The organism is Pararobbsia silviterrae (assembly GCF_003628125.1).
GTDB classification, from domain to species: Bacteria; Pseudomonadota; Gammaproteobacteria; order Burkholderiales; family Burkholderiaceae; genus Pararobbsia; species Pararobbsia silviterrae.
In genome coordinates this window covers 1,175,142-1,189,592 of sequence record NZ_RBZU01000001.1, presented here as the reverse complement: position 1 = coordinate 1,189,592, position 14,451 = coordinate 1,175,142, and the positions used below count along the sequence as shown (strand labels likewise).

Annotated in this window: 12 protein-coding genes; 4 read left to right on the top strand and 8 right to left on the bottom strand. The window is 64.5% G+C overall.

Features of this window, described 5'->3' with window-relative positions:
* Window positions 1–251 precede the first annotated feature (251 nt).
* The 8 genes from D7S86_RS30605 to D7S86_RS05335 form a co-directional block, all read right to left on the bottom strand.
* A complete protein-coding gene (locus tag D7S86_RS30605) occupies window positions 252–689 on the bottom strand; it encodes a PIN domain-containing protein (protein WP_121084077.1) in 438 nt (145 codons plus the stop codon).
* Window positions 686–1,042 carry an AbrB/MazE/SpoVT family DNA-binding domain-containing protein gene (locus D7S86_RS05365; RefSeq protein ID WP_158601863.1) on the bottom strand — a complete coding sequence of 119 codons (357 nt, stop codon included), beginning with the start codon at window positions 1,040–1,042 and terminating at the stop codon, window positions 686–688. Before D7S86_RS05365 ends, D7S86_RS30605 begins: the two co-directional genes overlap by 4 nt.
* Window positions 1,043–1,422: 380 nt before the next feature.
* The gene (gene mctP, locus D7S86_RS05360) at window positions 1,423–2,970 is read right to left on the bottom strand and encodes a monocarboxylate uptake permease MctP (RefSeq protein ID WP_121084073.1); all 1,548 of its coding nucleotides are present in this window, start codon (window positions 2,968–2,970) and stop codon (window positions 1,423–1,425) included.
* On the bottom strand, window positions 2,967–3,200 hold the full coding sequence (locus tag D7S86_RS05355) for a DUF3311 domain-containing protein (protein WP_121084071.1): 234 nt from the start codon (window positions 3,198–3,200) through the stop codon (window positions 2,967–2,969). Before D7S86_RS05355 ends, mctP begins: the two co-directional genes overlap by 4 nt.
* Window positions 3,201–3,385: 185 nt before the next feature.
* Window positions 3,386–4,312 (bottom strand): class I SAM-dependent methyltransferase, encoded by a 927-nt coding sequence (locus tag D7S86_RS05350; RefSeq protein ID WP_121084069.1) that lies wholly within the window; start codon window positions 4,310–4,312, stop codon window positions 3,386–3,388.
* Between the two features lie 174 nt (window positions 4,313–4,486).
* Complete coding sequence (locus D7S86_RS05345) at window positions 4,487–4,972, bottom strand: DNA-deoxyinosine glycosylase (RefSeq protein ID WP_121084371.1); 486 nt, start codon at window positions 4,970–4,972, stop codon at window positions 4,487–4,489.
* Window positions 4,973–5,073: 101 nt separating this feature from the next.
* On the bottom strand, window positions 5,074–6,963 hold the full coding sequence (htpG, locus tag D7S86_RS05340; RefSeq protein WP_121084067.1) for a molecular chaperone HtpG: 1,890 nt from the start codon (window positions 6,961–6,963) through the stop codon (window positions 5,074–5,076).
* 243 nt (window positions 6,964–7,206) lie between these two features.
* Entirely contained in the window at window positions 7,207–8,700 is a 1,494-nt protein-coding gene (locus D7S86_RS05335; protein ID WP_240647986.1) for an aminotransferase-like domain-containing protein, read from the bottom strand.
* Window positions 8,701–8,899: 199 nt separating this feature from the next.
* On the opposite strand from D7S86_RS05335, the gene D7S86_RS05330 reads away from it, so the two are divergent.
* The 4 genes from D7S86_RS05330 (at window position 8,900) to D7S86_RS05315 (ending at window position 14,433) form a co-directional block, all read left to right on the top strand.
* Window positions 8,900–9,847 carry a DMT family transporter gene (locus D7S86_RS05330; RefSeq protein WP_121084369.1) on the top strand — a complete coding sequence of 316 codons (948 nt, stop codon included), beginning with the start codon at window positions 8,900–8,902 and terminating at the stop codon, window positions 9,845–9,847.
* Window positions 9,848–10,027: 180 nt separating this feature from the next.
* On the top strand, window positions 10,028–11,224 hold the full coding sequence (locus tag D7S86_RS05325; protein WP_121084063.1) for an aminotransferase-like domain-containing protein: 1,197 nt from the start codon (window positions 10,028–10,030) through the stop codon (window positions 11,222–11,224).
* Window positions 11,225–11,243: 19 nt separating this feature from the next.
* Window positions 11,244–11,708: a RidA family protein gene (locus D7S86_RS05320; protein ID WP_121084061.1), complete on the top strand. Its 465-nt coding sequence runs from the start codon at window positions 11,244–11,246 to the stop codon at window positions 11,706–11,708.
* Between the two features lie 427 nt (window positions 11,709–12,135).
* On the top strand, window positions 12,136–14,433 hold the full coding sequence (locus D7S86_RS05315) for a bifunctional diguanylate cyclase/phosphodiesterase (protein ID WP_121084059.1): 2,298 nt from the start codon (window positions 12,136–12,138) through the stop codon (window positions 14,431–14,433).
* The last annotated feature ends 18 nt before the right edge of the window (window positions 14,434–14,451 follow it).

Below are 14,451 nucleotides of genomic sequence, written 5' to 3'. Positions count from 1 at the left end.
CGTGGATCGAACCCGAAGTGCCCGATTCGCCAAAGCGTCTCGGGCATTTTTATTGTCTGCCGCAGAGACCGACGCGGGATCGAACATGAGGTGCGGGCGGTTGGGCGGTTGGGCGGTTGGGCGGTTGGGCGGTTGGGCGGCACACCGTATCGCACCCTCGGACGTGCGCCACACTCACCCGCCGTAGCGGACAGCGCGGACCCGCTCGCGCCTTGCTCCGCCCTTGGCGCCACCGTTGCGCTCAGCAGCACTCAAACGACTCGGCCGCACGTCCCAAGTACCTGCACGCTCGTCGCATCCAATAAGCGAAATCCCACGGTCTTCGAAGCCTTTCGATCGAACGTCATCGTCACCTCGCAACCGTCGAGATGTCCCGTACGTTCGATCAGGTGGTCGGGAAAATCGATCGAGCCACACGCGAAGCATGCAAGCGCATCGGCGACGGCTTCGTGCGATTGAAAACGGACGTGATGCATCGCCATCAAACGATTTAAATTATCGAGCAGCGCGTGCTTGTTCATCCGTCGTCCATGCGTCAACGTCCACGCGACCTCCGCAAGGGCCACTAACGAGACATAGCCCGTTCGCTCGGCCGACAGTGTGCCCACGAGCGCCATGACGATCGGCGTCTGCAAAGGGTCGTCGCACATCAAATACCGAAGGAGGATGTTCGTATCCAATCCGATCACGACGGGCCTCTTGTGCGATCCGCCGCGCCCTCGACTTCTGCCTCGTCGTCGGACAGATCCACGTCATCCGGCCGATCGGCCTCCGCTCGAATCACACCGATGACGAGCTCCATCTCCGCATGGGTCAATTTCCGTCCGCGATGCCACTTAAGCAGCGCCTCCGTTTCTTCAAACGTGCAACCGGTGTCGATCGGCTCTCGACCTTCCAACGCTGTCGCCGCGTCAAGGTTGCACGCGATCATCACGTACCGCGCCTGATCTTCCGACCAGTAGAAAAGCACGCGATCGCCTTCACGCAGGTTCAGACGTTTGCGCATGTCTTTCGGGAGCTTGATCCTCCCTTTCTTTTCCATGAAGACTTCCGGCATTTCGACTCCCCAATAAGTACTCGTCAGGCGCACCAATATAGGCCGCTCGCGGGGTTCGCGAATGCGGTGCGCTCATTTGTCGCATGACGGCGCCACACCATGGAGCCATTGAACACGGTCTCGACTTCGATGGGGAGTCGGCCGATCGGCCAACGAACGCTCAACGCATGACCCGCGGCAACCACGAAACAGCCCCGAGGCGCGTACGCGTGACCTGGCCGGACGCACCGTTCGATCGCCGCGCACAAAACAAAACCCCGGCTTCCTCACGAAAACCGGGGTTTGTCTATCGATACGTATCGGTCTGACGCACAGATCGTCGCGCCCATCACGACGCGACACATCCGCACTCACTCGAATTCATCTCATACCGGATCGAGATAATCCTCGGGCAAGGTTTTGTCGACCGTCTTGTCGAAGCCCATCGCATTGAACCCATACGACAAGCCGATCGAGATCACGACGTTGACGATCAGCGACCAGACCGCCGCATAGCCCGGAATCGCATACCCGAACAAATGGATCGAATAGACCGACGACGTCAGATGTTGCGACGCGGCCATCCAGGTCCCCATCGCGATACCGACGAACCATCCGATCAACAGCGCGCGATGATCGAGCACGCGCGTATAGAGGCCGAGCACGATCGCGGGCAGCGTCTGAATGATCCAGATCCCGCCGAGCAACTGCAGTTGGATCGCATACGTGAGCGGCAGCAAGATGATGAACGCAAGCGCGCCAAGCTTCACGACGAGCGAGACCGTCTTCGCGATATTCGTTTCCTCGTGGAAATTCAGCTTGCTGTTGATGAACTCGCGGTGAATGTTGCGCGTATAGAGATTGGCCGCCGCGATCGACATGATCGCGGCCGGCACGAGCGCGCCGATGCCGATCGCCGCGAACGCGACGCCGACGAACCACGGCGGGAAGAAGTGCAGGAACAGCGCCGGCACCGCGAAGTTCGCGCCATACGCCTTGAAGTACGGCGCGTATTCAGGCATGTCCTTGACGCCCGATGCAAGCGCCATGAATCCAAGCAGGGCAAGCAGACCGAGCACGAGCGAATACGCGGGCAACAAGGCCATATTGCGGCGAATCGTATTGCCTGACGCCGAGCTGAGGATCGCCGTCACCGAGTGCGGATAGAGGAACAACGCGAGCGCCGAACCGATTGCGAGCGTCGTATACGCGCTATAGCCGTTCAGACTCGTCGCGTCGGGCGCCTTGAGCAGCATCTTCGCATGCGGGATCGTATCGAAGATGTGACCGAACCCGCCGAGCTTCGCGGGGATCACGATCATCGCCGCGCCGATCGTCAGATAGATCAGCACGTCCTTGACGACGGCGATCATCGCCGGCGCGCGCAGGCCCGAGGTGTACGTATACGCCGCGAGAATCGCGAACGCGATGATCAGCGGCAGATCGCCGACGAAGCCTTGCGTATCGATGCCCAGACCGCCGATGACGACCTCGATGCCGACGAGCTGCAACGCGATATACGGCATCGTCGCGATGATCCCCGTCACCGCGATCGCGAGCGCGAGCCAGCGGCTGTCATAGCGCGCATGAACGAAGTCCGCGGCGGTGATATGCCCGTGGCGTTTCGCGACGTTCCAGAGCTTCGGGAACACGATGAACGCGAACGGATAGATGAGGATCGTGTACGGCAGCGCGAAGAAACCCGTGGCGCCGGCGCCGAACACGAGCGCCGGCACGGCCACGAAGGTATACGCGGTATAGAGGTCGCCGCCGAGCAGGAACCAGGTGACGATCGTGCCGAAGCGGCGGCCCCCAAGACCCCATTCGTCGAGCAGCTTGAGATCGCCGCGGCGCCAGTTCGCGGCCACGAAGCCGAGCACGGTCACCGCAAGGAACAACAGGACGAACACGAACGTCGCGATCGGATTCGTCATGACCGACCCTCGCTACGACGACTCGCGGGTTTCGTCTTCAGATAGACGATCGCCGTCAGCGCGGCGCTGATCAGCACCCAAAGCAACTGATACCAGTAGAAGAACGGCAGTCCGAACGCGCGCGGACTGTCCATGTTGTAGACCGGGACGAGCAGCACGCCGATCCAGGGCAGGATCAGAAGCCAGAGCCAGCGTTTGCTCGTACCGGAAGCCGCATTGGGCTGGGCCATGCAGGGTCTCCCTATTGATTGAACGCGGGGCCCCGCACCGACGACACCCGCCAAACGACGCGAAAGTATTGGGCCCGCCTTATCGACGGTCAAGACGGAATGACCCGATCCAGGACAAATCCACGCATAAACAACAGCGAATCCGTCCGGCACGCGCGCACTGCGCGAAGCGCGCGCGACCTTGATCAGATCGTGAACGCGACGCCCGGGTGAACGGCCTTGAGACCCTCGACCCACGATGTCGCGGGCAGCTTGAAGGTCCGTTCGATCCAGCGTGCGCGACGCGCGAGCGCGGTCCAGTCGAACGACAGCGCGGGCCCCGAAAACGCGATGGCGATCCGGTTGCCGTCGTGAATCTCGGGCAATGCGACGACGCGGTTGTCGAACGCCTCCGCGAGATGCTTCATATTGCGGCGGAAGCTCGGGTGATCGCCGAACAGATTGACGGTCACGACGCCGAGCTCGGCGAGACTCGCACGGCACGCGCGATAGAACGCGGTCGAATCGAGCACGGGACCCCGCGCCGTCGCATCGTACAGATCGATCTGCAATGCCGAGACCGTACCGTGATGGGCGGCATCGTTGACGTATTCCCAAGCATCGGCCTCGACGACATGCAGACGCTTGTCGTCATATGGCAGACCGAACATCGAACGCGCCGCGACGACGACCGCGGGATTGAGCTCGACCGCGACCGTCTGTGTCTTCGGCAGATACCGATGGGAGAACTTCGTGAGCGCGCCCGTGCCGAGACCGAGCTGCGCGACGGTCTTGGGCGGATCAAGAAACAGCAGCCACGCCATCATTTGCTGCGCGTACTCGAGTTCGATCTTGTCGGGCTGACGCAGGCGCATCGCGCCCTGAACCCATTCCGTACCGAAGTGCAGATACCGAACGCCGCCCTCCTCCGAGAACGTGACTGGAGCGAACCGCGGTTTGCGTCCGCCTTCGTACGGCAAGGCTTCGGTCACGAAATCCGCGTTGTCGCGCGCGCGTGCCTTGCGGGGCGTGTCGGCCGTATCGAGCGAGGCGGCGCGGCGCGCGTCGCGATCGCGTTCACGCCGGCCGAAGGCGCGGGCTTCGGCCGATCCGCGTTTGATGAGGTGTGCCATGCGGGTCCAGGGAGGCGAGGAAATGACAGAGGGGCGAGAGCATAGCACTGTGGCGCGGCGCGTTCCGGGCGCGGCACGTCGATACGGCCGTACGGCATCCTGCACCCCGCTGTCACGATCGCACGGCCATCCTGCGTCGACCGGGAAAGCCGACCCGAACGTCCGGAGCGGAAGCTAGGCCTCGAACGGCGCGACGACGCGTCGCCACGTCACCAGCTTGTGTTCGAACGACAGCATCGCATACGCGGGGCTCGACGACGGCAGCACGAGCGTCTCGTAACCGGCCGCGCGGATCACTGCTTCGAAGCGGCCCGCCGTCTTGCCGTTGAAGCAGATCCGCCGCAGCGCGGGCGCATGCATCCGCAACGCGCCGAAATCGTTCGGCGACGCCTGACGGATCGCCGCATCGAGACTGCCCTTGCGCGCGCACGCGGCCAGCACGTCCCAGACGCCGATCCGATGCGCGCGCAGCCGTTCGAGACGCTCGGCATACGGCAGCGTCGGCAGCGGCTCGTCGAGCACGGCGCCGAGCAGACGCCAGAATTGATTCTGCGGATGCGCGTAGTACTGCGTCGCCGACAACGACGCGACACCCGGAAAGCTGCCGAAAATCATTGTCCGCGTGTCGGCGTCGGCGACCGGCGGAAAACCGGCCAGCAACGCCTCCGGGGCATGCGCATCGACAGGGGCATCCGAGCCGCCCCGCGTCGCGGCAACGTCGGCGGCGGGCCGCGCCGTCTGCGATGCGGCCCGGGCCTTCGTCATCCGCGCGCGCCGGCGAGCAGCAGCGCGTTCGTGCGGCGCACGTAGCTCGCCGGATCTTCAAGCACGCCGCCTTCGGCGAGCAGCGCCTGATCGAACAGCAGATGCGACCAGTCCTCGAGCGCCGGCGTATCGGCGCTCAGGCGCTTGACGAGCGGATGGTCGGGATTGATCTCGAGAATCGGCCGTGCTTCGGGCAAGGCCTGTCCGGCCGCCTTGAGCATGCGCTGCAGATACCCGCTCATATCGCCCTCGTCGGCCACGAGACACGACGGCGAATCGGTCAGGCGGAACGTCAGCCGGACTTCCTTCGCCTTGTCCTTGAGCGCGTCCTGGATCTTCTCGACGAGCGGCTTCAGATCGCCGCTGACCTTCTCCTGCGCCTGCTTCTCTTCATCGGACAACTCGCCGAGATCGAGATCGCCGCGCGCGACGCTCGCGAGCGGCTTGCCGTCGAATTCGGTCAGATACGACAACGCCCATTCGTCGACGCGATCCGTGAGCAACAGCACTTCGACGCCCTTCTTGCGGAACACTTCGAGGTGCGGACTGTTGCGCGCCGCGAGCCACGAGTCGGCCGTCACGTAGTAAATCTTCGTCTGGTTGTCCTTCATGCGGCTCACGTAGTCCGCGAACGACACGGTCTGCTCGGCCGTATCGCCGTGCGTCGACGCAAAACGCAGCAGCTTCGCGATCCGGTCCTTGTTGGCGAAATCCTCGCCGACGCCTTCCTTGAGGACCTGACCGAACGCGCCCCAGAACGTCGCGAACTTGTCCTTTTCGTTCTCGGCGAGCTCTTCGAGCATCGACAACGCGCGCTTGGTCACGCCGTCGCGAATCGTCTTGACGTCGCGGCTCTCCTGCAGGATTTCACGCGAGACGTTGAGCGGCAGATCGCTCGAATCGACGACGCCGCGAATGAAGCGCAGATATCCGGGCAGCAATTGCTCGGCGTCGTCCATGATGAACACGCGCCGCACATAGAGCTTGAGGCCGCCGTGCTTGTTGCGGTCGTAGAGATCGAACGGCGCGTGCGCGGGCAGATACAGCAGCTGAATGTATTCGCTGCGTCCCTCGACGCGGTTGTGCGTCCAGGCGAGCGGCGCGTCGTGATCGTGCGAGAGATGCTGATAGAACTGCGTGTACTGCGCGTCTTCGATCTCGCTCTTCGACCGCGCCCAGAGCGCGCTCGCCTGATTGATCGTCTCGTCCTCGTCGCGCACGACGGTCTCGCTCTTCTCCTGATCCCACTCTTCCTTGGGCATCTGGATCGGCAGCGCGATGTGATCCGAGTACTTCTGAATGGTCGACTTGATCTTCCAGCCGTTCAGCAGCTCGTCCTCGCCTTCGCGCAGATGCAGCGTGATCGACGTGCCGCGCTGCGCGCGGTCGATCGTTTCGATGCCGAACTCGCCGTCGCCCGCGCTGACCCAGCGCACACCCTCGCTCGGCGCGAGCCCCGCGCGGCGCGATTCGACCGTGATGCGGTCCGCGACGATAAAGCCCGAATAAAAGCCGACGCCGAACTGGCCGATCAGTTGCGCGTCCTTTTGCTGGTCGCCCGAGAGCTTCGAGAAGAAGTCGCGCGTGCCCGACTTCGCGATCGTGCCGAGATTCGCGATCGCCTCGTCGCGGCTCATGCCGATGCCGTTATCGTCGATCGTGATCGTGCGCGCGGCCTTGTCGTACGTCACCCGAATGCGCAAGCTCGCGTCGTTCTCGAACAGCGCCGGGTCGGCAATCGCTTCGAAGCGCAGCTTGTCGGCCGCGTCCGATGCGTTCGAAATCAATTCGCGCAGGAAAATTTCCTTGTTGCTGTACAGCGAATGGATCATCAACTGCAGCAACTGCTTCACTTCTGCCTGAAAACTCAGCGTCTCTTGCGCCATCTAACAACCTCTTTTTGAAATCAAGGGTGAACCAATTGAACGTCGCCGGCGTATATGGGGGCCGGTGAAGCCGTTTCAAGCCCTCGCTTACGGTCCGCCCCGCGAGCGCATGCACGGAGAAGGGCCACGTGAGCGTTCGGCCCCTCCCTCCACGGCCTCCTGCCTCCTCCGGCCCCCTCCTCCCACCTCCGGCATCCCGCTTCTGGACGGCCGTCGCCCGAAGACTTGAACGCGATCGGCCCGCTAGCCGCCCGCCGGCACCGGCGCGCGCCGTTCGACGCCCGAATCGAGCGCCCGCGCGAGGAAGTCCACCAGGCCCGGATCGCCGCAATTCGCGATATTGAACCGCATCCACGTCGAAGGCGACTGATTCGGCGAAAACAGCGCGCCCGGCGCGAGCAGATACCCGGCCTCATGTCCCGCGGCCGTCAGCACGGCCGTGTCGACACCCGTGTCGACCCAGTGAAACATGCCGTGCCCGGGCGTCGTGAACAGGCGGAATCCGAGCTTCTCGAGCGCGCGCGCCGTGCGGTCCCGTACCGCGTCGAGCCGCGCGCGCAGGCGCTCGGCATGCCGCCGGTAGTGCCCCTCGGTCAGGATCTTGAAGACGACGCGTTCGTTGATTTCGGGGCTTGTCATCCCGACGAGCATCTTCTGGTCCGTCAGCGCACGCGCGACGTCGGGCGAGCACGCGGCGAATCCGACGCGCAGATTCGCCGCGAGCGTCTTCGAAAAGCTGCCGAGATAGATCACGCGCTTAAGCTGATCGAGGCTCGCGAGACGCGTGACCGATGCCCCAGGCGCCGCAAGATCGCAGTAGATGTCGTCTTCGACCACGATCAGATCGTGTTCCTCGGCGATCTTGAGAATCCGGAAAGCCTGGGCCGCGCCGAGCGACGTGCCCGTCGGGTTGTGCAGCACCGTATTGAGCACGAGCATGCGCGGCTTGAACTCGACGACGAGCCGTTCGAGCGCGTCGAGATCGGGGCCGTCGGGCGTGTACGGAATGCCGACGAGGCGCGCGCCCTGAGACGCGAACCGGCCGAACATCTGGAACCATGCGGGATCGGCGACGAGCACGGTATCACCGGGCTGCACATAGATCCGCGCGATCAGATCGATCGCCTGCGTGATGCCCGACGTCATGACGATCTGCTCGGGCGACGCCGCGATCTCGAGTTCCGATAACCGGGTCTGCAATTGCTGACGCAGCGGATAAAACCCTTGCGGCGTGCCGAGCTGAAGCAGTTGAGGGCCGCCCTGGCGGCCGAGCGCCCGCAGCGAATTCGCAATGAGTTCGCCGTCGAGCCAGCGATTCGGCAGATAACCGAGCCCCGGGCCTTTCTCGGGGCTCGTCGTGCCGATCATATTGCGCAACAGCCAGACCACGTCGATCGCATGACCGACCGCGGCCGCCACGCGCGGCACCGGCGCCGTGTGGCCGGCCGGCTCGCGCACGTAGAAGCCCGAGCCGCGCCGCGAATCGAGATAGCCCTGCGCGACGAGCCGCTCATAGGCCTCGACGACGGTGAACCGCGACACACCCTTGTCGATCGCAAGCCGCCGGATCGACGGCATCCGCATGCCGGGCCGAAACACCCGTTCCTCGATGCGGCGCCGAGCCCAGACGACGAGCTGCTCGACGAGCGTGAGCTGCGCGGATTCAACGGGCGACGGAATCTGTTCGGTGCCGGGCGGCTCCGGCGAACGCGGTTCGGGCGGCATGGAAAGCGACATGGGCAGCTCCGGACTGTACAGAAAAGTATTTGCCGGATTGTACCGTTACTGGCCCGGTACGAACCGGTAAAGTGTGCGAACGATGCGAGGCGGCGAACCGTGATACCGCGACGCCTCCGATCATCGTCCGCCTTGATGAAATTCGATCGGGCGTCGCGCGCAAGCCACGCCGCGACCCGGTCTCCGCTGGAACCCCATGATGTCGCCGACGCCGTCCCGCACCCCCTACCATCCGACCCAAGGCCTGCTGCTGGGCTTGCTGGGTGTGACGATATTCAGCCTGTCGCTGCCGATGACGCACGTCGCGATCGCCGAACTCGATCCCGTGCTCGTCGGGCTCGGCCGCGCGCTCGTCGCCGCCATTCCGGCCGCCGCATTGCTGCTCTGGCGGCGCGAACGCCTGCCGAACCGAGCGCAGTGCATCAGACTCGCGATCACCGCGAGCGGGGTCATCGTCGGTTTTCCGGTCTTGTCGGCGCTCGCGCTGCGCACCGTCCCCGCCTCGCATGGCGCGGTCGTCAACGGGCTGCTTCCGCTCGCGACCGCGCTTTACGCGTCGTGGTTCGCACGTGAACGGCCCTCGCGCGCGTTCTGGGGCTGGGCCGTGCTCGGCAGCGCGATCGTGCTGGCCTACGCGATCCTCACCGGCCATGGCGCGCCGAGCGCGGGCGACCTCTGGATGCTCGCGGCCGTCGCCGTCTGCGGACTCGGCTATGCCGAAGGCGCGCGGCTCGCGAAAGAGCTCGGCGACTGGCAGGTCATTTGCTGGGCGCTCGTGCTCTCGGCCCCCGTGCTCGCGGCGCCCGTGGCCTGGCTCGCGCTGCATCAAAGCGCGCCGGCACACGGGCAGACATGGTTCGCCTTCGGCTATCTGGCGCTGTTTTCGCAGTTCCTCGGCTTCTTCGCGTGGTATGCGGGACTGGCGCGAGGCGGCATCGCGCGCGTAGGCCAAGTACAATTGCTCCAGATTTTCCTGACGCTCGGATTTTCGGCGCTCTGGTTCGGCGAATCCGTCGCGCCCGCCAGTTGGCTCTTCGCCGCCGGCGTGCTCGCGACGGTTGTAGCCGGCCGACGTGCCGGAGTCTCCGTGGCGCCAGTGTCTGCAAGGTCCGACACAACCGGGCCCGCTGTCCAACCCGGCACCTGAACGGGGTGAGACACCGGCGCGTCGATCCCGCGGCTCGAACGAGCGCGGCCGTCGACGCCGCCGACCCAGGTTACGGGCGCGCGCGACGCGCCGCCCGTTTTGTCCGACCCCGCGGCCGGCCGCGCAGCATGCAACGCATGCTGCCCGTCGTGCCGACGCTTATGAACAGAGACGCATTCGATGAACCCACGTGACCTGTCCTTGCCCGAATGGGCCCTTTCCGAGCGCGCACGCAAGCTGACGAGCTCGGCGATTCGTGAAATCCTCAAGATCACCGAACGGCCCGACGTGATTTCGTTCGCGGGCGGCCTGCCGTCGCCGGCGACGTTCCCGAACGAGCGGATCGCGCAGGCCGCGCAGCGCCTGTTGACCGCCGATCCGAACGGCGCGCTTCAATACAGCGCGACCGAGGGCTATATGCCGCTGCGCGAATGGGTCGCCGAGCGTTATTCGACGGGCGGCGTCGAGATCCGGCCGTCGCAGGTGCTGATCACGACGGGCTCCCAGCAGGCGCTCGATCTGCTCGGCAAGACGCTCATCGATGCGGGCAGCAAGGTCCTCGTCGAGACGCCGACCTATCTCGGCGCGCTGCAATCGTTTTCGCTCTATGCGCCGACCTACGTCCAGGTGCCCACCGACCACGCCGGCCTGATTCCGGAAGGCCTGACGCCCGAGCTCACGCGCGACGCGCGCTTGCTCTATGCGCAGCCGAATTTCCAGAATCCGACGGGACGCCGGCTGCCGCTCGAACGGCGCGAGCAACTCGCCGCGCTCGCGCGCGAGGGCGCGTTCCCCGTGATCGAAGACGATCCGTACGGCGCGCTCGACTATCGCGGCACGCCGTTGCCGACGCTGCTCTCGTTCGCACCCGAGCACATCGTCCATCTCGGCACGTTCTCGAAGGTGCTCGCGCCCGGCTTGCGGCTCGGCTATCTGATCGCGCCCGAGAACCTGCATTTCAAGCTCGTTCAGGCCAAGCAGGCGACCGACCTGCACACGCCGAGCTTCACGCAACGCATCGCGTACGACGTTATCAAGGACGGCTTCCTCGACGAACACATCCCGAGCATCCGCACGCTCTATCGCGAGCAGTGCGACGCGATGCACGATGCGCTCGCGAAGCACATGCCCGAGGGCGTCACGTGGAACCGCCCCGAGGGCGGGATGTTCCTCTGGGTCGACCTGCCCGAGCGCGTCGATTCGATGGAACTCCTGGAGGCCTCGATTGCCGAAGGCGTCGCGTTCGTGCCGGGCGCGCCGTTCTACGCGAACGAAGCGCGCATGAACACGCTGCGCCTGTCGTTCGTGACCGTCCCGCCCGCGAAGATCGACGAGGGCATCGCACGCCTCGCCGCATTGATTCGCGCGCGTATCTGATTCATTGATCGGAGACAGCATGTCGAACCACGACGTCTACGCCAAGCTCAAGTCGCTTGGCATCGAACTGCCCGCCGCGGGTGCGCCGGCGGCCGCCTATGTGATGAGTGCACAAACCGGTAACACGGTGTTCCTCTCGGGGCACATCGCGAAGCGCGACGGCAAGGTCTGGGCCGGCAAGCTCGGCGACGACCTCGATACCGCCGCGGGCCAGCAGGCCGCGCGCGCGGTCGCGATCGACCTTGTCGCGACCTTGCACGCGCATACGGGCGACCTGAACCGCGTCACGCGCATCGTCAAGGTCATGAGCCTCGTGAATTCGACGCAAACGTATACCGAGCAGCATCTCGTGACCAACGGTGCATCGGAATTTTTTGTCGACGTGTTCGGCGAAGCGGGAAAACATGCACGTTCGGCATTCGGCGTCGCACAGATCCCGCTGGGCGCCTGCGTCGAGATCGAGCTGATCGCCGAGGTCCGGTGACGTTCGCAGGCATGCGCTGACGTCCGTCGAGACATGCGCCCGGCGGCGCGACCGCATGACCCGCCGCGCCGACGACGCTCGGGCATGCGCATGTCGCGCCGAGCCCGCTTGGCATGGCAAGCGCGGTCCGCACGTTAAACGTCCTCAGAAAAACGGCCCCGGTTCGGGGCCGTTTCCTTTTGCTTTCCCATTCGCAACAGTTTTCGCTACTATTTCTAACGTTCACCGGGGCGTCGGCTGCGGTCGGCCGCGGCGGTGCCCTCTTCGTGCAGGACCCGTTCACGCGGCCCTCAGGGCCATTTCCACTCGGGGACATGCAGCTACCTTCGACCTCTCGGGCCACGCCGCATCGAACGCACGTCGATCCGCGCTTCGACTCGCGCATCAGCCCGTACACACGCCCGCGCTTCGCGCGCCGCGCACCGCGATGAAGCTCGCCGACCTCCGACGCACGATGACGCCGGCCGACCGCTCGGCGATCCGGCGCCGCTCGCTGCTCGCGATCCCCTTGCTCGGCTTCCTATTGCTCGGGCTGCTCTGGATCGTGATCCTCTCGCGCCTGCAGGTCGAAAAAGAGGCCGCCTATCGCGAATCGAGCGCGTCGGCCGCGATCCTCTCGGCCGCCCTCGAACAACACACGATCAAGGCGATCCATCAGGTCGATCAAATCACGCGTTTCATCAAGTACGAGTTCGAGAAATCGCCGGCCACCTTCAATCTGCGTACGACGGTCGACAAGGGCGTCGTGCAGAGCGACACGCTGGTCCAGATCTCGCTGATCGACAGCAACGGCAAACTGATCGCATCGACCGCCGATGCCGATTCGAAGCCGATCGACCTGTCCGATCGCGAGCACTTCGTGATCCACAAACGCGAGAACGACGATCGGCTCTATATCAGCACGCCGGTCCTCGGTCGCGTTTCGAAACACTGGACGTTACAGATCACGCGACGCCTCAACAATCCGAACGGCACGTTCGCGGGGGTCGTCGTCGTTTCGGAAGATCCGTCGTACTTCACGAACGACTTCTACAACAATGCCGCGATCGGCAAAGACGGCGTGATCTCGGTCGTCTCCGACAACGGCGTCGTGCTCGCGCGGCGCACGGGCAGCAGCAACCCGCAGACGCCCGGCAGCTTCTCGGCCGCGGGCAACTATCCGACGGGTCGCCACGTATCAGGCGTCTACGACGACCCGATCGACGGCGTGTCGCGCATCGTCTCGTATCGCCACATCGACGGCTATCCGCTCGGGGTGCTCGTCGGCTTGTCCGAAGCCGAGGAACTCGCCGACTTCGATCACACGCGCAACGTCTATCTGCTGATGGGCATTTTCATCACGCTCGCGATGATCGCGTTCTTCGGCGTATCGACGAGCCTGATCTCGAAGCTGCTCGGGCGCGAGCGCGAAATGATCGACCTCGTCGAATACGATGCGCTGACCGAACTGCCGAACCGGTATCACACGCTCAAGATGCTGCGCGAGGAAGTCGGTCAAGCCGCGAACGTCGGACGCCTCGCGCTGCTCTATATCGACCTCGACAACTTCAAGACCGTCAACGACACGCTCGGCCACAACGCGGGCGACGCGATCCTCCAACTGACCGCCGCGCGGCTCGAAGACGCGGTCGGCGGCGCGGGCATGCTCGCGCGGATCGGCGGCGACGAATTCGTCGTCGTCATGCGCGGCGACCATGTCGAGGAAGACGCCACGCGCATCGCCGAATCGATCGAACGCACGCTGCGTGAACCGTTCGACCTGCAGGGCTCGGCCTTCGTGCTGCAGGCGAGCATCGGCATCGCCTTGCATACGATCGCCGACGAAAGCGAGGTCGATCTGCTCAAGAAGGCCGATCTCGCGATGTACAGCGCCAAGGACGCCGGCAAAGGCTGCTACGCGTTCTACTCGCCCGCGCTCGCGCATCGCGTCGACCACTTGATGAAGTGGGAACAGCAACTGCGCGTCGCATTGAACGAAGGGCAGTTGTTCCTCGCATATCAGCCGAAGATCGATCTCGCGCATCGGTGCATCGCAGGGTTCGAGGCGCTCGTGCGATGGGATCATCCCGTGCAGGGACTCATCTCGGCCGGCGAGTTCATCCCGATCGCGGAGTCGACGGGCCTCATCGTGCCGATCGGCGATTTCGTGCTCGAATCCGCGTGCCGCCAGCTCGGTCTCTGGCAACGCCAGGGCTATTCGTCGCTGACGCTCGCGATCAATATCTCGTCGGTTCAGTTCTGGCGCGGCGACATCCTCGAGACGGTCGGCCGCTGTCTGCGCGAGTTCGGCATCGCCCCGTACCGGCTCGAACTCGAGATCACGGAAACCGCGATGATGGAGTACCCGGATCTCGTCTCGGAGAAGATCTTTGCGCTCAAGCGGCTCGGCGTGCGCATCGCGCTCGACGATTTCGGCACCGGCTATTCGTCACTCTCGTATCTGAACCGGTTCGCGGTCGACACGCTGAAGGTCGACAAGTCGTTCGTACAGGCCATTCCGCATGACCGCAGCGTCTGCGTCATGGTGTCCGCGATCATCGGGCTCGCGCGATCGCTGGGCCTGACCGTCGTGGTCGAGGGCACCGAAACCGAGGAGCAGATCGCGTGGCTCGAATCGGTCGGCCACGTCGAGGCGCAGGGCTTCCTGTTTTCGCGGCCCGTGCCGGCCTCCGAGATCGGCGCGATCATCGAAAAGTTCGGCGTCTGTTCAGCGGATGTGACCTGAATGCCGTCCGAGTGCGAA

Bases quoted from the DNA above. Each gene is read 5' to 3' on its own strand.
- D7S86_RS05365 (WP_158601863.1), bottom strand. From the start codon at position 1,042: ATGGAAAAGAAAGGGAGGATCAAGCTCCCGAAAGACATGCGCAAACGT.
- mctP (WP_121084073.1), bottom strand. From the start codon at position 2,970: ATGACGAATCCGATCGCGACGTTCGTGTTCGTCCTGTTGTTCCTTGCG.
- D7S86_RS05355 (WP_121084071.1), bottom strand. From the start codon at position 3,200: ATGGCCCAGCCCAATGCGGCTTCCGGTACGAGCAAACGCTGGCTCTGG.
- D7S86_RS05350 (WP_121084069.1), bottom strand. From the start codon at position 4,312: ATGGCACACCTCATCAAACGCGGATCGGCCGAAGCCCGCGCCTTCGGC.
- htpG (WP_121084067.1), bottom strand. From the start codon at position 6,963: ATGGCGCAAGAGACGCTGAGTTTTCAGGCAGAAGTGAAGCAGTTGCTG.
- D7S86_RS05335 (WP_240647986.1), bottom strand. From the start codon at position 8,700: ATGTCGCTTTCCATGCCGCCCGAACCGCGTTCGCCGGAGCCGCCCGGC.
- D7S86_RS05330 (WP_121084369.1), top strand. From the start codon at position 8,900: ATGTCGCCGACGCCGTCCCGCACCCCCTACCATCCGACCCAAGGCCTG.
- D7S86_RS05325 (WP_121084063.1), top strand. From the start codon at position 10,028: ATGAACCCACGTGACCTGTCCTTGCCCGAATGGGCCCTTTCCGAGCGC.
- D7S86_RS05320 (WP_121084061.1), top strand. From the start codon at position 11,244: ATGTCGAACCACGACGTCTACGCCAAGCTCAAGTCGCTTGGCATCGAA.
- D7S86_RS05315 (WP_121084059.1), top strand. From the start codon at position 12,136: ATGAAGCTCGCCGACCTCCGACGCACGATGACGCCGGCCGACCGCTCG.